This is a genomic window from Barnesiella sp. B2-R-119 (assembly GCF_023656675.1).
GTDB classification, from domain to species: Bacteria; Bacteroidota; Bacteroidia; order Bacteroidales; family Barnesiellaceae; genus Barnesiella; species Barnesiella intestinihominis.
Window position 1 is genome coordinate 137,682 of sequence record NZ_JAMOKL010000005.1, and the last position, 22,251, is coordinate 159,932.

The window sequence follows — 22,251 nt, forward strand, 5'->3', positions numbered from 1 at the left end:
GTTTGTCTTATATATCTGACTATATTGTCAGACGCAAATGTATAAATAAATTTTGAAAGAGATAATTTATTAAACTTTTTTATGTTTTCCGGATTCGAGTCTTTTCTTTATCTCGGAGTTTTTGTTCTGATATTCCTTGTTTAACACTCTTTTGTTATAATAACTTTTGCATTAACACATCTATTCCCTTATTTCCTATATATTTGCGCAATCTGCGAATTTGATATTAAAAAAAGAAGATTATGGTTTACGTATTATTTATAGTCATTGCATTAGTTAGCTTTGCGGTACAACGTACATTGCAAAGTAAATTCGAACGTTATTCTAAAATTCCCATTCCTTATGGCCTTACAGGACGGGATATTGCCATGCGTATGTTGCAGGAGAATGGAATAAACGATGTTTCTGTAACGCAGGTCGATGGGCATTTGACCGATCATTATAATCCGGCCACACATACGGTAAACCTCAGCCGTGATGTTTACTATGGCAACAGTGTCGCAGCGGCTGCCGTGGCTGCGCATGAATGTGGACATGCTGTACAACATGCCCGTTCTTATTCTTTCCTGAATTTGCGCTCGGCTCTTGTGCCGTTCGTGAGCTTCGCTTCGAATTGGGTACAGTGGATTTTATTGATAGGGATTCTCACGATACAGGCTTATCCGGCTATTATGCTATTGGGTATAATTTTATTTGCTGCGACGACTTTGTTTAGTTTTATTACTCTGCCGGTGGAAATTAATGCCAGTCAAAGGGCGTTGGCTTGGTTGAACGGAGCCGGGGTGACCGATGCAAGTACTCACGACAAGGCCAAAGACGCATTGAAATGGGCTGCATATACTTATGTAGTGGCAGCGTTGGGGTCGTTAGCAACGTTGGTGTACTACATTATTATTTTTGCAGGAGGGCGACGGGACAGTTAAAAGAGCATTGCTTCTATAATATTAAAAAAATAAGGGCTGTTATTCATGTGAATAACAGCCTTTTTTTATACAAATGAGAGATAAAAATATAAGCTTATTTTGCATATATGAATGAATTATATATTTTTGTTCCGTTTTTTGAGAGTTATTTAATACTTGGGTAAGAAACGGTTTTAAAACTTCGAGTGAAGCTTTTTGAAAAGGGGGATCGGCTTCCGGTTAGTTAATAAGTATGAAAAAGGTTTTTAATAAATGCTTTATTATTTTGGGAGTGATCCTGAATATTCAAATGGTCAATGCACAACGTGTCGCTCTTAAAAGTAATCTCATCGATTGGGCTACATTATCGCCTAATTTGGCGGTAGAAATGAGGTTGAATCAAAGATTGACCCTCGATATAAGTGCTGCGGCTAATCCGTTTTCGTTTACGATTGCCGATATGAAAGCCACGCATTTCCGTTTTCAGCCGGAGTTGCGGTATTGGTTTAATAGGCCTATGGCTCGGCATTTCATGGGAATAAGTTTGTTGGGTGGACTTTATAATGTGAAATTTAAAGAACATCTTTATGAGGGCGATATTTGGGCCGCCGGTCTTACTTATGGCTACGCTTTTGTCCTTAGTCGTCATTGGAATATGGAAGCTACGTTGGGTATCGGTATGGCGAAGTTACGGGCTTTCGATTATCGGGAAGGAGAGGAAAAACCGGCAACACCCAATCTTTCCAAATGGTCGCCTGTCCCTATTCGGCTGGGACTATCTTTCTCTTATATATTTAAGTGATTTTAATTGATAGATTGTTATGTTGAATCTCAATAAATTTTGTTCCTTGTTCATAGGGCTTATTTTGAGTGTCGTTTGCGCTTTGCCTTTGTCTGCGCGTGATATAAATGTACGGGGAACGGTGACCAATATCGAGGGGGAACCGCTATTTCGGGTGAGTATCTATAATGCCGGAACCAATAAACTTATCGGCTCGACGAATGAAGATGGAAAATATTTGGTGAAAATCGATTCGGAAGGAGAGTTATTGTTTACATCGTTGGGATATGAAGAATGTAAAGCTGCCGTCCGTGGGGAATTGACGGTCGATGTCGTGCTTCGTCATTCGGCAGTGGCTCTCGAAGAAGTAGTCGTTTCTGCCAAGAGAATTACCGACAATGTGGTTCCCGAACCCACCGATATCGAAGTGAAAGGAAATTATTTTCATATCCGCACTCGTGTGAAAATTCCCAAAGAGCTTTTTTCTACGAATGCCCGTATGATTATACAACCGGGTGTTTACAATGTCACTCGGGAACAGATGATTTTTCTCGAACCTTTGGTTTTCGATGGGAAAGAGTATGCCATTACTCAGGAACGTATGTACGATTATGATTCGGGTCAAGACCCTTTGTCGCGATATGTTCAGGTGAAAAGTTCTTCTTCCCGCAAGGACGATTTGGTCGGGTATAGTGACTCGACCTATGTAGAAAATGTAAATGACGATTTCCGTTGCGATATGATGGTCTCGATGGAAAATTATAATCGGGTGCTCTATCGCGATACGTTTGTTATTGCCCGGGGTGTTGTGAACCCGTTGCGTTTCCTCGAATACGAGATTCCCGGCAGTGCGGTAAAGAACGAAAATTTTTTCCCGCAGCCAGAGATGCAACTGCGGGATACGAAGGGTGATGTGAATCTTACATTCAGAGTGAACAAGAGCGATTTGAATCTCGCCGATGGGGATAACCGAGAGGAATTGAACCGGCTTATTTCCCGATTGCATCAGGTAGAGAACGATCCGAATGCTCGGTTAAAAAGTTTTTCTATTACAGGAACGGCATCGCCGGAGGGGAACTATGAGAGAAACAAACAGTTGGCGCAGAAACGTATGGCATCGGCAATGTCGCTCATCGTTAAAGAGTTGAACGAGTCTACCCGGAGGCAAATAGATATGCATACGACAGCATCGGTCGAGACTTGGGACCGGGTGGTCTATTTGCTTCGGGCGGATAACAAAATCCGAGAGTCCGATGCTATACAGGAAATAATCGATAAATATCCCGATAATCCGAACCGGCAGTCGAGAAATGTCGTATCGTTGCCTTTTTATCGCTCTTTGATAACTTCCCGGTATTTGCCTCGGTTGCGTCGAGTAAGTTATGAGCTGTTATTTTCGCAATACCGTTATCTCACAGACGAAGAAGTCGAAGCGCTCTATCGTAGCGATAGTGCATCTTTGTCTCGTAATGAATTTTGGCGGCTGTACAATCTTGCCGATTCGATTACCGAGCGTGAGGCGATATGTCGCCGGGCATTGGAGGTCTATCCCAAATTTTTGGTTGCGGCTACCGATTTGGCGGCCATTCTTATCGATAAGGGAGAGCCGGATTCAGAGCTGCTTTTACCTTATCTCGAAATGCCGGAATTGCCCGATGAAACAAGATTGAACCAAGTGGCCGCTTGGTTGTCTGCCGGGCGTTATGCCCAAGCCGACTCTTTGGCATTCGATTTACCGGATACAGGTATTTATCATAAAGCGAAAGTCTATGCCGCCGCGCTGAATGGCCGTTACAACGAGGTGATGCAGGAAATATCGGCGGAATCGCCTTTTAATGAAGTGCTTATGCTTTTGGCTATTAAGTCGAACGAACAAGCATGGGAAAAAGCGAAGCTGCTCGGAAATTCGGCCAAAGAGGAGTATATCAAGGCCGTGGCGGCTAATCGTGTCGACGAGGTGGTTCTCGCTTTGTCCTATTTGGAGAGTGCGTTCAAGAAAGACCCGTCGTTACGAGATGTTGCCAGTGTCGATGGAGATGTATTGGATTTGTTACAACAGGAAGATTAAAGTATGAAAATGAGATATATTATGCGCGGTTTTACTTCGGTGGTTCGACTGCCGCTATTTTTAATCGTTGTTTTTACGATTAGTGCGGCTGCGCAGGAACAACCGGAGAATAATCAGTTTAATGGGTTGGATTATACCTTGCAAAAGCCCGCCAAAAATGAAAGGTATGCTAAAAAGAAATTTGGCGACCATCTTTTTATTTCAGGGGAGGCAGGCCTGATTCTCGATCGTTCGGCCGGTTCTTTGTTCGCTACTCCCGGTTTGGGGCTTCGTGCAGGATTGACGGTAGGCGATTGGTTTTCTCCGGTGCACGGTATGCGTGTGGGGTTAAATGCGGGGTTACATAACGGGCTCGCAGGGGTGAATCCCTATTTTGTCGGTTTGTCTGCCGATTATTTGATGAATATTACTTCTTTGCTGCATAAAGATAATCCCGTTCGAATGTTCGAGTTAATCGGTGTCGCCGGTGGTGAATATCAGTTACTATATCGTACCGGCAATTGGTCGCATGCCGGCGGATTTCGATTGGGTATGCAGACAAGGTTTAATTTTTCTCCATTGACCTTTTTCTATCTTGAACCCCGTATTGGAATTTATTCCGACGGAATAGACGGGATAAAGACTTGGATGCGTTACGACTGGGAGGCTTCGTTGATGGCCGGCTTAGGTTATCGTTTACTATCGGACCCGGTGCGTCGTAAAGCTCCTTTTTTCGGAGCCGATCAAGGTTTCTTCGTTTCTGCGGGAGGCGGTATGGCGACTACATTGACGAGCGGTTCTGGGCTCCTTCTTGATCCCGGGGCTACGGCTATGCTGTCGATTGGAAATCGATTTACTTCTGTTTCTTCTTTGAGATTATCTGGATTGATGCGTTATTTGAAAACCGACGAATTATATAATAAGTCTTCTTTCGGCTTGCAACTCGATTATCTGTTTAATCTCCATGCTTTGTTCGGCGGATATGATCCGAGCCGGCTGTTCGAGATGTCGGGGGTATTGGGTGCGGGTTTTCATTCGGTAGCCGTAGACGATAAATTGCATACCCGGTGGAGCGCGGGGGCAGGTTTGCACGGAGAGTTTCGCCTATCGGATCATTGGGCTGTATTTGTGGAACCTCGTGTCGATGTGTTTTCGAACGAATCTTGGAAAGACGGGTTGAGTGCTGTCGATCCGCTACCGGCTGTTTTGGCCGGATTTACATATCGTCCTGTATCGCCGTCGTTCAATCGGTCGGCGAGGGAAGAGGATGCTTTTGATTTTCCTCGTCGTATAGGAGATCTTTATTTAACGATGGGAGCCGGATTTGCAGGGGCGATGAAATCTTCGCTTTCCAATCCTTTGCCCAATAAGGGTTTCCGTATTTTCGGCGGTATAGGTACGTGGTGGAATCCTGTTTCGGGAGCTCGCTTATTGTTAAATTATTCGTCTCTCGATGCCGAGTTCTCTCCATACAGGACATTGGCTGTCGGTGGCCAACTCGATTACTTGTTGAATTTTTCCACGCTTTTTTATGGGTATGATAGCAATCGGTTTTTTAATTTGAATGGGGTTGCCGGGTTTAATTACGACTATGTCTCTTCCGAGGGTTATTTCCAACATGGATTCGGAGCGGGTATAGGCTTGCAGGGGACATTCCGTCTCAACGATATGTTCGATTTATTTGTCGAGCCTCGATTGAATGTGAGTCAAAATAACCGTTGGGAACGAAACTTGTTCTCTTCGGTCGATGTCGTGCCGACTGTTACGGCGGGGCTTTCCTACAATCTTTATGCTTACGGAATGAAACACGGATCATTTGAGAAAACCGTAGAATTTCGTAACGAGAATTTTGTCGACCACATGTTTTACGGTTTAAATATAGGTGCAGCAGGTATTCTGCATAAGGGGTTGCGCACTAATCCTTTGGATCGAATCGGGCCGATGGCTTCTCTTTATTTGGGCAAATGGTTTACGGCCGCGTCGGGCGTGCGTTTGACGGCAGGCGGAGGCGCGTATGGCGATTCCCAACCCGGTTATCGCAAGTTCGGTCTTGTACAACTCGATTATTTGTGGAATATCAATTCGACGTTGTATGGGTATAATCCTTCTCGGATATTCCATGCGACATTGGGTGTTGGAGCCGTACTATCCTATGCGACCAGCTATAATTCGGGATTTTATCCCGGTATGGGTTTGAGTTTGCAAGGATTGTGGAATGTAGGTTCGGGTATCGGATTGTTTGTCGAACCCCAAGTGAGGGCTTTCGGGAAAAAATATTCTCGTGAGAGCTTCGCCGGTTTGCCTGTCGACATGTTGACTTCTCTAAATGTCGGTCTGCAATATCAGCTCGATCGATATGACTATAAGGCCAATCATGCCGCTTATGACTTGTCCGATAAATATTTCTTGTCATTGGCCTATACGGGACGGGTATTGAGACGGTCTGGCAATGATTTTGCGGGAGGTCATGGATTGGCTGTTTCTGTCGGCAAGTGGTACACTCCTTTGTCGGCTTGGCGGTTGGGCTTGGATTATGGATATTACGGTGCGGCGCCACGTTATATGTCGCTGGCTTTGTCGGCCGACTATATGTTTAATCTGTCGGCTTTTACGGTCGGATATAATTTCGACAGGTTGTTTGACCTCATTGCGTTAGGCGGAGTGTATGCCGGAGTCGGAAATAGCCAAAAGAAGAATGAATTTGTTTATGGCGTCAGAGCGGGAGTACAAGGACGGTTCAATGTATCTTCGGGCATCGATTTGTTTATCGAGCCTCAGCTTCTTGCATCTCGTGTTTCTCGTAATGACAATGGCTTGGGCTTCGACCCGGAGGCTCGTTTGATGGTTGGCCTCAATTATAAATTGGGCGGGAATACAGTTGTGGGAGGAAAACGAACTTTCGATAAGAGAAACTATTTTTCCGTTTCGGTAGGTCCGTCGTTGTTCAGTGAAACGATTTTGGTGGACCATTATCGGAAAGTTTCGGTAGGGGCAGACCTTTCTTTCGGTAGATGGTTTACATCGGCATCGGGTATGGAAATAGGCTTGGGATATGATTTTATCGCACCCCATACATCGAAAACTCTTTGCTTGGGGACGGCTCATGTCGATTATCTGTTGAATCTTACATCGCTTCTTGAACCCGATCCCGATCGTCGTTTCCATCTGATAGCCTCGTTGGGAACCGGTATAGGATGGAGTAATTATAACAGTGATAGCGGTATCGGTTGGGTGGCCGAGGGAGGTTTGCAATTCCGGTGGAATGTTTCTCGTTCGTTCGATCTTTTTGCGGAGCCCTCGATGACGTTGTGGGACGATAAGTTATATGACTACATACCCAATACACATCATTTCATCGGAGTCGGTCGCATTTCATTAGGAACAGCTTATCGTTTTTAGTCGTCGACTTGAAAAGTTGAAAGTATTTTCTTAATATTAAGAAGCTGTTTTAAATTTATTCCGAGACAGATTGAGGCCTATGTTGAAGCAGATTGGAGTCCGAGATATGCAGTCAATAGCGGGCTATTGACAAAAATCAAGGGATTCAAGATGCGAAACTGGGGCTCAATATGGCCGGAACATACCTGCTTGCAATGATAATATTATTTCTCAATAAATTTAAAACAGCTTCTAAGAATTTAGAACTGAAAATGTGGTGAAAAGAAAAATGTTATACCTTTGCATGAAAAGCGAAGATAGGCTGTATTTCGGGAGAATCCGATAAATTTGTTTCTGTCTTTGGTTTACGCTATTTTTGTAATTTATTTATATCGGGGTTTTCCCCGTAGAAATTTTATAGAATAAGATTATCAAATATGATGGCAAAACCTTGTATCCCGAAAGGTACGCGAGATTTCTCTGTGGAAGAGATGGCGAAGCGTAATTATATATTCAATACGATAAAGCATGTTTTCGGCCTTTATGGATTCCGTCAAATCGAGACTCCGGCGATGGAGACTTTACAGACCTTGATGGGAAAGTATGGAGAAGAGGGGGATAAACTTTTGTTTAAAGTCCTTAATTCGGGAGACTTTCTTTCCGATGTTACCGAGACCGATTTAGAGGAGCGTAATCTCAACCGCTTGTCTTGCCGGTTGTGTGAGAAAGGTTTACGATATGATTTGACGGTTCCTTTCGCCCGTTTCGTCGTGATGCACCGTAATGAACTGACGTTTCCATTCAAACGTTATCAGATACAGCCCGTGTGGCGAGCCGACCGTCCGCAAAAGGGACGCTATCGTGAATTTTACCAATGCGATGCCGATGTCGTAGGTTCCGATTCATTATTGAACGAGGTGGAACTCATTCAAATGATAGACGAGGTTTTCGCCCGTTTCGGAATACGGGTCGCTATTAAATTGAACAATCGGAAGATATTGAGCGGGATAGCCGAGTGGATAGGTGCTCCCGATAAGATAGTCGATATTACGGTCGCTATCGATAAGCTCGATAAGATAGGATTGGATAAGGTGAATGACGAATTACGGGAAAAGGGTTTGTCCGAAGATGCCATCGCCCGATTGCAACCAGTGATTCTGTTGCAGGGAAGCAACGAAGAAAAGTTACAAGTGCTGCGTAGAGAATTATCTGCCTCGGAGGTGGGATTAAAAGGTATAGACGAGTTGGAATATATTTTACGAAAACTATCCGCTTCGTCTCTGCGAGCATCGCTTGAAATCGATTTGACTTTGGCTCGCGGACTGAATTATTATACGGGAGCTATTCTCGAAGTAAAGGCTCTCGATGTGCAAATTGGAAGCATTACAGGGGGAGGCCGTTATGATAATTTGACGGGAGTGTTCGGCTTGACGGGAGTTTCCGGTGTCGGTATTTCTTTCGGGGCCGATCGTATTTTCGATGTACTCAATCAGCTCGATTTATACCCGAAGGAGTCGATGGAATCGACACAAGTCCTGTTCGTTAATTTCGGAGAGCGGGAATGCGAGGTTTGTCTGTCTCATTTAGCCCGGTTAAGAGCTGCCGGTATACGGGCCGAAATTTATCCCGAAGCCGCTAAGATGAAGAAGCAGATGGGATATGCCGATTCCACAGGCGTGGAGTATGTCGCTTTGGTCGGTGAAAATGAAATTGCAGCAGAAAAAATCACTTTGAAAAATATGACTACGGGCGAACAGTCCCTGTTTACCATCGATGAGGTGATAGCTCTGTTCGCATAGCGGTTTCTTTATAAAATAGGTATCAATAGAATAATAGAATAGATGAAATCTGAGGTAGAATATTCCGGGCTTAGCGAATCGGAAGTATTGGCCAGTCGGGAACGGTATGGAGAAAATATATTGACTCCTCCGGCTCGTACGCCTATGTGGAAATTGTTTTTGGAAAAGTTTTCCGATCCGATTATTCGTATTCTTTTAGTCGCATTACTGCTTTCTGTCGCTGTTGCGGTTTATCATATCGCTACGGGCGAGGCCGGCATGTCGGCGTTGTTCGAACCGGCAGGTATCGCTTTGGCTATATTGTTGGCGACGGTTGTCGGCTTTCTTTTCGAAATGAGTGCGGCTAAGAAATTCGATATTCTCAATCAGGTAAACGACGATCTTCCTGTCAAGGTCATACGAGGCGGACATATGTTGGAGATACCCAAACGGGAGATTGTCGTGGGCGACATCGTTATGTTGAATGCCGGAGATGAAATACCTGCCGATGGAATTTTATTGAGTGCTGTATCGGTGCAGGTGAATGAATCTTCTTTAACCGGAGAGCCGATGGCGACTAAAACGACGATAGAAGCCGATTTCGATAAAGAAGCCACATACCCTTCCAATGCCGTGATGAACGGCTCTACGATGTTGGGTGGATACGGTGTCATGCAAGTGACGCAAGTGGGCGATGCGACCGAATATGGTAAGGTATATACCGGTTCTCAGATAGAAAATAATACGCAAACGCCCCTCGATAAGCAGCTAAATACGTTGGCTTCGTTTATTACAAAAGCGAGCTACATTATCGCTGCCGTTATTTTTATAGCTCGAACGGTTATTTACCTGACAGAGCACCCCGTTATCGATTGGTTATTGTTCGGAAGCTATCTGTTATCGACGGCGATGATAGCTGTTACGGTTATCGTCGTGGCTGTCCCCGAAGGATTGCCGATGAGTGTCACGCTCAGTTTGGCGATGAGTATGAAGCGTATGCTGGCGAATAATAATCTGGTTCGTAAAATGCATGCTTGCGAAACGATGGGTGCGGCTTCGGTGATTTGTACCGATAAGACCGGAACTCTCACGCAAAACCAGATGAGAGTGCATGAGGCGGCTTTCGATTATATTCCTGAGTCGGGAGTGGAGGACATTATTTTTGAGAGTATAGCGGCAAACTCGACCGCTCATTTAGATAAGGCTGCCGGCAGTGTGAAAGTGTTGGGCAATCCTACCGAGGGAGCTTTGCTGCTTTGGTTGGCCGACCGGGGAGTCGATTATGCAGCGTTGCGTCGTCATGCAGAGGTAATCGAACAGTTGACATTTTCTACCGAGCGTAAGTATATGGCTACGGTGGTTCAGTCTCCGTTGTTGAATCACCGGGTGCTTTATGTGAAAGGTGCTCCCGAATATGTGATGAATTTCTGTTCAGATCGGGTTACTTCGTCAGGAAATGTTCCTATGACCGATAGCCGTCCGATGCTGGAAGAAAAGCTGTTGCAATACCAAAATCAAGCCATGCGTACTTTGGGGTTTGCCTATGCTTTGGTCGAGCCCGATGAGGTGTGTTTCATCGCCGGACACTTGGCTCCCCATATCAAATTGACTTTCTTAGGTATCACAGCCATTGCCGACCCGGTTCGTAAGGAAGTGCCTGCGGCAGTTTCCGACTGTTTGAATGCGGGGATAAAAGTGAAAATCGTAACAGGCGATACCCCGGCCACAGCTCGTGAAATAGCTCGCCAGATTTCGTTGTGGACACCCGAAGACGGAGATCGTAATATAATTACAGGCCCCGAATTTGCGGCTCTCGACGATAAAACTTTGTTGGAACGTATCCCCGATTTGAAAGTTATCGCTCGGGCTCGTCCAATGGATAAGGAGCGACTTGTACGTTTGTTGCAATCGCAAGATGAGGTCGTTGCCGTTACCGGAGACGGAACGAACGATGCCCCGGCACTCAATGCTGCGCAGGTGGGGCTTTCGATGGGCGACGGGACATCTGTCGCCAAAGAAGCGAGCGACATTACGATTATCGACAATTCATTCGGTAGTATTACCAAAGCGGTGCTTTGGGGACGCTCGCTGTATCGTAACATACAGAAGTTCATTCTTTTCCAAATGACTATCAATGTGGCCGCATGTTTGATTGTCCTTATCGGTGCTTTTTTAGGAACAGAGTCGCCGTTGACAGTCACTCAGATGCTTTGGGTAAATCTCATTATGGATACCTTCGCTGCTTTGGCATTGGCTTCCTTGCCGCCCGACGAGCGGGTTATGCGGGACAAGCCGCGTCATTTGAACGATAATATCGTTACCCGGCCTATGGCAGGAGGTATCATCGGGACTGGAATTGCTTTTGTGTTGCTCTTGTTCGGGCTGTTGCAATATTTCAAACATGTCGATATTACATCGCTCGCTCAGTTCGATCTGTCGCTTTTCTTTACCCATTTCTTTAACTTTGCGCCAGTTCCCGGAGGGCTTACCCGATATGAACTTACCCTTTTCTTTTCCATATTCGTGTTTTTACAATTTTGGAATATGTTCAATGCGAAGGCTTTTGGAAATGTACAATCCGCTTTTGATCGTTTGGCTTCATGCAAAGGATTTCTGTGGGTCACCCTCATTATTCTAGCCGGGCAGATTTTGATAGTCAGCTTGGGTGGAGCATTGTTCAGTGTGACTCCTTTACAACCGATGGACTGGGTGTATATTTTTGTGACAACTTCGTCCGTTTTGTGGATTGGAGAGATATATCGGTTGATACGGCGATGGATTGCATGAATTGGTGAGTAAAAAAAGTAAGCCAATTTTTTGTGTAGTATAAAATAATCCCTTATCTTTGCACCGCATTTGACAATCGGTCGGTGCGATACATAAACATGTTGGCGAGATAGCTCAGTTGGTTAGAGCGCATGATTCATAATCATGAGGTCCCGGGATCATGCCCCGGTCTCGCTACAAAAAGAGTGATGAGATTTTCATCACTCTTTTATTTTCATCAAAATGTATTACGTCTATATTCTTTATTCTCGCACGAAGGATAGGTATTATGTAGGTTATACGCATAATATAGAGATTCGTTTGTCGAAACATAACGCAGGTGCTACCCCCAGTACCCGAGGCGGTCGTCCGTGGGAGTTGGTTTATTCGGAAGAGTATATCGATAAGAGTTCGGCATTATTTCGGGAGCGTGAGATAAAGTCAAAAAAGAGTCGCAAGTATATTGAGCATTTGGTGGCGAAGGGTTAGAGCGTCCCGATACAAAATCGGGAAGGTCCCGGGATCATGCCCCGGTCTCGCTACAAAAAGAGTGATGAATTTCATCACTCTTTTATTTTCATCAAAATGTATTACGTCTATATTCTTTATTCTGTCTCAGTCGATAATTAGTGGAGATTGTCCTTGTATATTCTACTCCCTCTCCTCAGAAACTATCGTTCTTCGGTATCTCCCCTATTTTTGCGCTACAAAAACACAGTGGAGGAGTATGAATTCAACTCTCCCTCTGCTCATCGCAGGTGAGATAGGGGGAGTGTAGGGCGAGGGGGTTAAATATCTGATATAAACGGACTGATTAAGGTGGAGCTTTTCAACCCCTCCGTCACTACGTGCCACCTTCTCTATATGGCTAACGCAACACCCCGTAATGCTACGGGACACAGCAAGGGAGAAGAACAAACATGATATATAGGAAAGTATTAACCTCCTCCTCTGTGTTTTGCATGCAAAATATAGGGGAGGTGGCACGTAGTGACGGAGGGGTTGAATATCTCCAAAAATCTATTCGGCTGCTTTTTTACCGTTTGCCGAGGAGTTCGTAACGTGGTTGCCGACAAGAGTTCATTATTAAGACGCTGTTTTAAATTTATTGAGAAATAATATTATCATTGCAAGCAGGTATGTTCCGGCCATATTGCGCCCCTGTCTCGCATCTAGAATCCCTTGATTTTTGCCAATAGCCTGCTATTGACAAAAATCTCGGACTCCAATCAGCTTCAACATAGGTCTCAAGCTGTCTCGGAATAAATTTAAAACAGCTTCTAAAATACAAGTCTATCCCCACGAATTTTTTACGGAATCTTTATCCTCGCACCTATGTAGGCTATATTCATGATATGGCTACACGCCTATTCTGTTTTAATCGGGGATATATTCAACACTTCTTTTACATGATAGACTCCGGTATATTCAGCGGCAAATCCCTCGTTCGATTTCCCGGTATCGATAACTTTTAGTTCGGCATATACCGGAGTATATGGCTTGGGGTTGTTGCCGATAGTTTTTTCATATTCCTCTTTCAGAGTTCCCGAATCGTCGATGATCCAATATGAGGTGGTGTCGCCTTCTGCGATAAAAGAGCGTACTTCATGTCCGATGACCAATTTCCCTTTTACTGTAAACGTAGTAGATATAGCTGGTTGTATCGGAGTCGCTGGAATGATACTTTTGGGACGTGTATATGTTTTAACCAAATCACCTTTTTTCAAAATCAGACTGTCTTCCGATAGTTTGAAAATTTTTAAAGTATCAGAGAATGAGATTGTTTGGTGATTACCGATGCTTTCTCCCGATAGAATGAGCCGGTTGTCCTCTTGCGTCCAAGATTTATATTGAAGGGTGGCCATATTGATGGACGTTGCTTCTCCGTTTTCTTTCAGACTGAATCCTTGTATCGTATTTGTAGTACCCGGTACTGGTTCAATCCAATCTCCGGTTAAAGTAGTTTTGTCGTGACAGGCTGCACATAAAACAGAGATTGCAATGAAAGGAATAAAATTTTTCTTTTTCATGATAAATCCGTAGTTTAAATGAATATTTAGTAAAGGTAGCAAAAATGTATGATGGATATTGTAAATACTATCGAGGAAAGGGAGACTTTTGAAGGGAAATAGCGTATTTAAAAAATTTTAATATATAAAGACGCAGTATTATATTCTTTTCTCCAATTATTTATTGAAGTCGCATATATAGTAGATTTAAAAAATAGAAATATGAATGCAAAAAAGATGTACTTGTCGGTATTTTTGGGAGTTTTATTATTGTCTTCTTGTAAAACGGCGAGAGATATGGTATCGGAAAATGATATTTGTGGTGAATGGAACGTGGTAGAAATTCAGGGTGAACCGGTTCGAGCTCAATCGAACCCCTTTATCGGATTCGATACGAAGAAAGGGAGAGTATATGGATATAGCGGTTGTAACCGTATAATGGGGAGTCTGGATCTTTCCAGAGACAATAAAATAGAATTGGGTCATATGGCATCCACTCTCATGGCTTGTCCCGATATGGAATTGGAAGGAAAACTTATCGAAGTGTTGTCTATGGTAAAGAACGTTAAACGCGCGGGTAAAAATAAAATTGCCCTGTATGCTTCGGATAAAGAACCTGTCATGTTATTGAGTAAGAGGTTTTCGGTAGTTCCTTTATCTGAATTGGAAGGAGAATGGAATATTGTTAAAGTGTATGGAGATACTTTATCTACCGATTTGGAAGTGCGACCGGGTGTCAGGTTCGATATTGCTGACGGTCGAATAAGTGGAAACTCGGGTTGTAATCGTATAACAGGGGAATTACGGAGTGATGAGACCGTAGAAAATTCTATCTCTTTCCATGGTGTGGCTGCAACTCGTATGATGTGTCCCGATATGGAGACAGAGAAAAACATACTTTCAGCTTTGAATAATGTGAGGACTTATGGCATACTCGAAAATGGGAATTTGGTATTTTTTACTGCTGGCGGTGCAGTGGTGTTGGAATTGAAGCGGAATAAATAACTTTAACTATGATGTGAGAGGAGGCTGTTCTATGTTATTCAAGAACAGCCTCCTTGTTTTACTACCATTTTGTTTCTTGTTGGGTGATTTCACCGTCCTCCATAGTACATTGTTCGAGACTACCTTCTTTTGCCTGAATACAGATGTAGAGCATTTTTTCGGTTGATGTGCATCGTATGGAACGATTGCAGGCTGTGGCTACACGGACGATCGATCCCTCGGCAATAGGGAAAGCCGTATCGTTTACTTGAAAGTCGCCGGCGCCACTGAGAATAATATAAATTTCTTCGTTTTGTTTATGGCTGTGAAAGAAAGGTGCGGCTTGGCCGGGCTCTATTGTCCCGAATGAAATTTCGCAACCGGTTGTACCGACAGTGTCTTTGAGGAATTGTTTACCATTGAACTCGGCGAGTTTTCCGACAGATGTGTGGGTAAACTTTTCTCCTGAATTGATTTTTGTGATTTTGTCCATCGTTTTTTCGTTTTAAGTTTACTTCGATTATCGTTAATAACTTTTGTTTTTCAATACAAAGATGGATTTTTGCGAAACAATTTGCAAGAAGAAACATCGATATTAGTAACTTACATAAATGTAACCATTGCAGGAAATCAGTCATGTAGAAGTTGTTAAATAAGCTGGATTTTTATGCGAGCTCCGTAGAAAGCGTTACATGTAGGTCGAACGATAGGTAGTTTTTTCTCTGTGGGTCTATCGGGTTGAGATACAATATTGCATATCGTACTGAAATATATTTGCAAAATTCGGTATACGATAATGTAATACATGTTATATATCGATTCATATTGCTGTCATGTTTTCGTATTCTTTTGCTTTTACTTTTGCAGCGGAAAGAAAAAGGTAAAAATATATGTATAAAAGCGGATTACTGGCGGTTGTTTTAGGTTTTGTTTTTTCGATTCATGCATTGGGGATAACGGCTTCGGCAGGAAGTTTGATTACCGGAGAAGTCAGAGATAAGAAAAGTGGAGAGGCGATTATAGGGGCCACCGTACAAATAGAGAATAGTTCGGTAGCGACAGCTACCGATTTGGACGGAAAGTTTAGTTTGAGAAATATTCCCATAGGAAAGCAGACGATTGTTTGCCGATATTTATCCTATAAGACGGTTCGGGTTCCGGTGAACGTGAAGCAGGGAGAGTCTATCGCGGGTCTTGAAATTGAGATGGAGGAAGACGGGGTCGCCTTGAATGAAGTCGTGGTTTCTACCTATCGCAGGAACGATACGGAGATGTCTTTGTTGGAAGGAATGAAAGCGCAAGTACAGGTAGCGAGTGGTATATCTTCGCAACAGATTGCCAAAACACTCGATCGTGATGCATCGGAAGTGGTGAAACGAGTACCGGGTATATCGGTAATAGACGATCGGTTTGTTGTGGTACGTGGATTGTCGCAACGGTATAATAATGTGTGGATCAATGGGAACAGTTCTCCGAGCTTAGAATCTGATAGCCGAGCTTTCTCATTCGATATGTTGCCCAGCTCTCAAATCGAGAATATGATTATCTATAAGTCTCCGGCTCCCGAAATTCCGGCCGATTTTGCCGGTGGATTTATTCGTATCTCTACCAAGAGTTTACCTTTGCGTAACTCCATTCAGATTGGTTATACGACAGGATTCAATACCAATACTCAATTTGTAAAAACGCGTCTGAATCCCGGCAGTACTACCGATTGGTTGGGGTTCGATTTGAACAAGAGACCTTTGTCGAATGGCATGCCTTCGCACATGGACGTTACCGGTAGCGATCCGGCGGAAGTTACACGGCTTACACGCTCGTTTAATAACGATTGGCGGGTGAAAAGTTATTATCCGATTCCCGACCAACGTTTATCTCTGACGATTAATCGGCGGTTCGAAACCGAGGGCGGGACAGATATAGGTATGACTACCTATATCAATTATAGTAATACTTATAAAACGATACAGGATATCACGAATGCCCGTTTCGGTATTTATTCTTCGGATGCCGATAAGCCGGTGTATCTCAATGATTATGTCGATAACCAGTATTCCAACGATGTGCGATTGGGCGCAATGCACAATTGGGCTTTTGTATTTGACGGAAAAAATAAATTGGAATTCCGAAACCTGTTTAATATGTTGGGTAAAAACCGATTGACCGAACGCTCGGGAGAAAGAAATGTGAGCGGTTTGACCTATCGGGAAGAGACGGAGATGTTGTACCAATCGCGTCTGAGCTATTTGGGACAGCTGACCGGTAATCATTTTTTAGATGAGAAGAAGCTCCATTCTCTGGCGTGGAACATGGGATATAGTTATGCTTATAGAATCGAGCCCGACCGTCGGATAGTCGTTAATCAGGCGGGAATGAGCGATGGAGTAGACGTGTCGCAGTTAAAAGTAGGCAATGAGAGCATCAAACGTTATTTCCAATCTTTGTCCGACCATGTCTTTTCGGGTAGTGTGGACTACAAGGGAACAGTTCCTATGGGCGAGATACTCTCTACTGTGAAAGGCGGATTGATATCCGAGTATCGTACCCGTAATTATACGCCTCGCGAATTTATCTATCGGTACGAGAATCTCTCTCTTGAAGAACGTGCATCTTATCTGTATCTGCCTTATGAAGAAATGATGAGTGAGGATTGGTTGAGTGTCGATAAAGTCTTTATAGACGAGATTACCGATAAGAAAAATGCTTATGAGGCATACAACATATATGGAGCGGGATATGGTGCGATGGAATTGCCGATGGGTAAATTCAATGTTTATGCCGGTTTGCGGCTTGAATACAATCGGTTGAGAATGAAATGGGATAAATCTCAGTCGGCATCGCAAGTGTTGATGACGAGCCGCAATTATACCGATCTCGATTTATTGCCTTCGGTCAATGCTACGTACAATTTTGATGAGCGCAATTTGCTTCGTCTGGCCTATGGACGTTCTTTGAATCGGGCGGAGTTTCGAGAGGTTTCGCCGGCTGTATATTACGATTTCGATCTTTTTAATGAAATAGGCGGGAACGAGAATTTGAAGACGTGTAAGATAGACAACCTCGATTTCCGGTACGAGTTTTACCCGCAACGGGGAGAAGTCATCAGCTTAGGTATTTTCTACAAATACTTCAAGAACCCCATAGAATGGACCTTTATAGATATGGGAGGATCGCTGCGATATAATTATGAGAACGCACTTTCGGCACAGAGTTTCGGTGCGGAGGTTGAAATTCGCAAATCTCTCGACTTCTTAGGAATGAGAGGATTAAGCCTTTTACTCAATGCTACTTTGATAAAGAGTAGAGTACGTTTCGACGAATCGGGTATTGTTAAAACCGAAGACAGGGAAATGCAAGGGCAATCGCCTTATATCGTCAATGCCGGACTTTATTATCAGAATGAAAAGTGGGGATTGATGTCGTCGTTGCTCTACAATCGTTTGGGAAAGCGTATCATCGGCATCGGAAAGTCCAACAGTACTACGCACGATGTGAGCGTGAATATCCCCGATACCTATGAACTGCCGCGTAATAGTCTCGATTTCACGGTGTCTAAGAAGTTCGGTAAGCTCGTCGAGTTGAAAGCCGGAGTGAAAGATATCATCGGTGAAAAAGTAGTATATAAGCAGTATCCGCAATTTTATGATGCCGAAGGAAAGTTACAGAAACGCGAACAGACTACGAAGTCGTATAAACCGGGACGTTCGGTGAGCGTAGGTATCACATTCAGTTTTTAATCCTTTTCTATAATACTAATCAAACAGAAAAATCAAATGAAAAAACGATTCAAAACAATTGCTTTTGTATGCTTGGCGACAATGGCGGTAGTAAGTTGTGACGAGAACAATGACAATCCCATTCCGAGTGGAGAGACTTTCGATTTGGGAGACGGTTCGAATGCTTACGAGATTTCGTCCAATATGACTTTGACCTATCCGAACACCTATAATTTGAAAGGGTTCGTTTATGTTACCGAAGGGGCTACACTCACTATCGAGCCGGGTGTAGTTATCAAAGGAGAGAAAGAGTCTAAGGCTACGTTGGTTGTGGAGCGCGGAGGCAAACTCATTGCCGAGGGTACGAGCGAACGCCCCATTGTATTTACATCGGCACAGGCTCCGGGTAAACGTAAACCCGGTGACTGGGGCGGTATTATCCTTTTGGGTAAAGCCAAAAACAACATGGGAGAGCAGACTATCGAAGGCGGTGTCAGAAGTAAACATGGAGGTAACGACGATACCGATAACTCCGGTGTATTGAAATATGTGCGTTGCGAATTTGCCGGTATCGAATATTCGACTGATAATGAAATCAATGCCATTACGTTTGGTTCGGTGGGTAGCGGAACGACAGTCGATTATGTACAAGTTTCTTACTCGGGAGACGATTCTTACGAATGGTTCGGCGGTTCGGTAAATTGTAAACACTTGGTAGCGTTGGGAACTTGGGACGACGACTTCGATACGGATAACGGATTTTCTGGTAAATTGCAGTTTTTGGCTGCTTTGCGGAATCCGAAGATCGGGGATAAATCGGCATCCAACGGCTTCGAATCTGATAATTGTGCCGACGCTGCGACCGTTGAACCTTATACTTCCTGCGTGTTTGCAAACGTATCGATGTTCGGTCCGGTACTCGATCCGACGAATTACACTAATGAGGCTGGCGTAAATGGAAGTCTTACTGATGCTCGTTTTCAGGCTGCCATGCATTTGCGCCGCAATACACAGTTGAGAATGTTTAATTCTGTATTTGCCGGATTCCCCATTGGATTAATCATTGAGAATGACAAAAATTCAAAGACCCAGACTCATGCCACCGAGGGGAAATTGGTCGTTTCGAATTGTGTGTTCGCCGGTATGGTTAAGAACTATCAAGATGCACAATATTGGGCGAATGGTACACAGTTCGATCCTTCGGATAACGGAGCTTTTGCAGATAGCTATTTCAATAGAGAAGGAGGCAAGAATATCGCTTATACGGCTATTGACGATTTGAAACTGCAAGGAGACCCTCAGAATTTGACATCGTTCTGCATGGTTCCTTCTCAGGACAGTCCGTTAGTAAGTCAGTCTGCCGATTGGAGCCATTCTCTGGTTTCTTCCGGTTTTGAACAAGTGGCCTATATAGGTGCGTTCGGACCCACAGAGACCGCTGCTAATAATTGGACGACCGGTTGGACAAATATGGATCCGCAGAATACGGTCTATTGATAAAAGATTATCGATCTAATACTATTATGAGGATATTCCCGTTTATAAGGAGTATCCTCTTTTATTAATCATATATATTTATTTTTATGAATCAGGCTCGGTTTCGTATAGTTTCACCCCCATTTTTTTGATTTGTGTTTTAATGTCCAGCGGCATATTGTTGTCGGTGACGATTGCACTCAATTTAGAAACGGGGGCGATAAAGGCAAAACTTTTTTTATTGACTTTTGATGAATCGAAAACGGCGATAGTTTCTTTTACCATTGTAATCATCGTTTGATTGATATTTGCTTCTTCTATGTTGGGAGTAGAAACTCCTCGTTCCAAATTAAAACTGTCCACACCCAGAAATAATTTGTCGCAATAAAATATTTTGAGCGTGTTCTCGGCTATGGGACCGACCGTAGAGAGACTTGAATCTCTTAAATGACCGCCCAGTAAAATGACATTGAACCGTTTGTATTTACTTAATTCTATGGCTATGTCTATGGCATTTGTAATGATGGTTAATTGTTTGAACGAGTGCAGGTTCTTGGCAATTTCCATCGTTGTACTGCCCGAATCGAGAATGATGGTTTCGTTTTCTTGTATCAGTGTAGCCGCCATGCGCCCGATACTTCGTTTTTCTCGATAATGAAATCTTTTTTTCTCAGTCGTAGCTTGTTCTTCTGCAATGTTTAATTTCGGTAAACGTATTGCTCCCCCTCTGACTCGTATCAATAAATTCCTGTTTTCAAGCTCTTCTAAATCTTTTCTGATAGTAACTTCCGATATATTAAACATTTGGCTAAGGGAAGATACCAATATTTTGGGACTGCTTTTTAGAAGTTGTAGGATTTGCGCTCGGCGCTCTTTGGCTGAATAGTATGTTTCCATTGTTGCGTAGTTTAATGATAAGGTTTTGGGATAAAAATATTTCGAATCGAAAGTGCTTGTGCTTAATTTTAAACTTATACCAAATTATTTTATTACTAAGGTAGATTGTTTTTTTAGAATACACCATAATTTAATAAATATTATATCGGCAAATCTTTGTTTTATAATGTATTTTAACAATCGAAACATTTCGAAATATTTTTATTTTTATATAAATTATTGATAATCTTTTGTTTATAGATTTTTATAAAGTATTATTTAGATATTTGTTGATATAATATTTCGAATCGAAAGTTCCGCTTGTCTATATTTGTAATAGAGAAATAGGACAAGAAGAGTGATAATAGAGTTCTCAATTTATTTTAACACAGTACTTTATGGATTTAAGCGATCATAAAACGGCTACATATTGTGAAATTATGCAGCAACCCGATGTTTGGTTGAAGGCATATGATTTGGTTTGCAGAAATGAAGCCGCGATACAAACTTTCATTTCGAACAACCATATCGGAAAGGATACCGAAATTATCTTGGCGGGTGCTGGAACGTCGGCCTTTATCGGAAATGCATTGGCCGGGATTTTTGTGGAAAAAGGCTATTCTCAATGTCGAGCCGTAGCGACGACCGATATTATTACTTATCCCGAAAGTTGTTTGCCTACCGGAAAACCTGTCGTCCTCATTTCTTTTGCCCGTTCGGGAAACAGCCCTGAGAGTTTAGCGGCCGTACATATTGCCGATAAATATTGTAAGAAAGTATTTCATATTATCATAACCTGTAATGAAACGGGCGATTTAGCGAGAGAGAGTTCTCGGGATAATGTGTTGCTGGTGTTACTTCCACCGGAAACAAACGACAAAGGATTGGCTATGACCAGTAGTTTTACGACTATGGCATTGGTCTCTATTTTGATTTTCAATATAGAGCAGTTGCCGGAGCAAAAAAGTAAAATAGAGGCGATAGTAACTTTTGCACGGGATATTTTGAAGAACGGTGAAAAATCGCTTTCCGAGATTGCTGCGCGAAAATTCGGTAGGGCTGTATTTTTAGGCTCCGGCGCATTGAAGGGAATAGCGGAAGAGTGTCATTTGAAATTACAAGAGCTGACCGATGGATTGGTCGTTTGCAAGTTCGATTCGTTTCTTGGATTCCGTCATGGTCCCAAAGCTGTGATCAATGAAGATACCGTGCTTGTATATCTTTGTTCAGATGATGAAAAAGTGTTTCATTACGAGCGTGATCTGATACGCCAAATTAACGAAAATAATAAAGTCGTAGCTCAAATAGCGGTCTCGCCTTCGGGGATAGTCATACCGGGGGTGAATCTCGATTGTGTCGTTGCAGCGACAAATCCCGGGGAATTGCAAAAAAATGAATATGCCTGTATTCCCTATGTTTTGGTGGGGCAATTATTGGGCTATTTCAAATCGGAGAATTTGGGTTTGAATCCCGATGAACCTTCGGTTTCGGGAAATATATCCCGTGTAGTGGAAGGTGTGAAAATCTATGACCTTTAA

Annotated in this window: 14 protein-coding genes and 1 tRNA gene; 12 read left to right on the forward strand and 3 right to left on the reverse strand. The window is 43.2% G+C overall.

The genetic code is table 11. The features are described from left to right. Positions 1-242: 242 nt before the first annotated feature. The 8 genes from NBH06_RS10885 (at position 243) to NBH06_RS10920 (ending at position 12,141) form a co-directional block, all read left to right on the forward strand. Positions 243-923 (forward strand): zinc metallopeptidase, encoded by a 681-nt coding sequence (locus tag NBH06_RS10885; protein ID WP_008861385.1) that lies wholly within the window; start codon positions 243-245, stop codon positions 921-923. Between the two features lie 232 nt (positions 924-1,155). Next, positions 1,156-1,704, forward strand: a complete 549-nt coding sequence (locus NBH06_RS10890; RefSeq protein ID WP_008861384.1) for a DUF3575 domain-containing protein — start codon at positions 1,156-1,158, stop codon at positions 1,702-1,704. 19 nt (positions 1,705-1,723) lie between these two features. After that, positions 1,724-3,751, forward strand: a complete 2,028-nt coding sequence (locus NBH06_RS10895) for a carboxypeptidase-like regulatory domain-containing protein (protein WP_250794303.1) — start codon at positions 1,724-1,726, stop codon at positions 3,749-3,751. A gap of 3 nt (positions 3,752-3,754) precedes the next feature. Next, positions 3,755-7,129, forward strand: a complete 3,375-nt coding sequence (locus NBH06_RS10900) for a hypothetical protein (RefSeq protein WP_250794304.1) — start codon at positions 3,755-3,757, stop codon at positions 7,127-7,129. A 419-nt stretch (positions 7,130-7,548) separates the two neighbouring features. Continuing rightward, the gene (gene hisS / locus NBH06_RS10905) at positions 7,549-8,907 is read left to right on the forward strand and encodes a histidine--tRNA ligase (protein ID WP_155012356.1); all 1,359 of its coding nucleotides are present in this window, start codon (positions 7,549-7,551) and stop codon (positions 8,905-8,907) included. Positions 8,908-8,949: 42 nt separating this feature from the next. Further along, positions 8,950-11,673, forward strand: a complete 2,724-nt coding sequence (locus NBH06_RS10910; RefSeq protein ID WP_250794305.1) for a calcium-translocating P-type ATPase, PMCA-type — start codon at positions 8,950-8,952, stop codon at positions 11,671-11,673. 103 nt (positions 11,674-11,776) lie between these two features. Next, a tRNA-Met gene (locus NBH06_RS10915) sits at positions 11,777-11,850 on the forward strand. 45 nt (positions 11,851-11,895) lie between these two features. Continuing rightward, a complete protein-coding gene (locus NBH06_RS10920) occupies positions 11,896-12,141 on the forward strand; it encodes a GIY-YIG nuclease family protein (protein WP_046411256.1) in 246 nt (81 codons plus the stop codon). Positions 12,142-13,019: 878 nt separating this feature from the next. On the opposite strand, the gene NBH06_RS10925 is transcribed toward NBH06_RS10920, so the two are convergent. Next, a complete protein-coding gene (locus NBH06_RS10925) occupies positions 13,020-13,682 on the reverse strand; it encodes a lipocalin-like domain-containing protein (protein WP_195492764.1) in 663 nt (220 codons plus the stop codon). 201 nt (positions 13,683-13,883) lie between these two features. Here NBH06_RS10925 and NBH06_RS10930 point away from each other — a divergent pair, with 201 nt between their 5' ends. Continuing rightward, positions 13,884-14,666 (forward strand): META domain-containing protein, encoded by a 783-nt coding sequence (locus NBH06_RS10930; RefSeq protein WP_046411252.1) that lies wholly within the window; start codon positions 13,884-13,886, stop codon positions 14,664-14,666. A 61-nt stretch (positions 14,667-14,727) separates the two neighbouring features. Here the strand turns inward: NBH06_RS10930 and NBH06_RS10935 are convergent, their stop codons facing one another. Then, the gene (locus NBH06_RS10935) at positions 14,728-15,138 is read right to left on the reverse strand and encodes a cupin domain-containing protein (RefSeq protein ID WP_021891849.1); all 411 of its coding nucleotides are present in this window, start codon (positions 15,136-15,138) and stop codon (positions 14,728-14,730) included. Positions 15,139-15,535: 397 nt separating this feature from the next. Between NBH06_RS10935 and NBH06_RS10940 the strand changes: the two genes are divergently transcribed. Further along, on the forward strand, positions 15,536-18,382 hold the full coding sequence (locus NBH06_RS10940; protein WP_155012005.1) for a TonB-dependent receptor: 2,847 nt from the start codon (positions 15,536-15,538) through the stop codon (positions 18,380-18,382). A gap of 36 nt (positions 18,383-18,418) precedes the next feature. Then, the gene (locus tag NBH06_RS10945; RefSeq protein ID WP_021891847.1) at positions 18,419-19,858 is read left to right on the forward strand and encodes a beta-helix domain-containing protein; all 1,440 of its coding nucleotides are present in this window, start codon (positions 18,419-18,421) and stop codon (positions 19,856-19,858) included. Between the two features lie 84 nt (positions 19,859-19,942). Here the strand turns inward: NBH06_RS10945 and NBH06_RS10950 are convergent, their stop codons facing one another. Continuing rightward, positions 19,943-20,734, reverse strand: a complete 792-nt coding sequence (locus NBH06_RS10950) for a DeoR/GlpR family DNA-binding transcription regulator (RefSeq protein ID WP_021891846.1) — start codon at positions 20,732-20,734, stop codon at positions 19,943-19,945. A gap of 377 nt (positions 20,735-21,111) precedes the next feature. Here NBH06_RS10950 and NBH06_RS10955 point away from each other — a divergent pair, with 377 nt between their 5' ends. Beyond that, positions 21,112-22,251 carry an SIS domain-containing protein gene (locus NBH06_RS10955; protein WP_250794306.1) on the forward strand — a complete coding sequence of 380 codons (1,140 nt, stop codon included), beginning with the start codon at positions 21,112-21,114 and terminating at the stop codon, positions 22,249-22,251.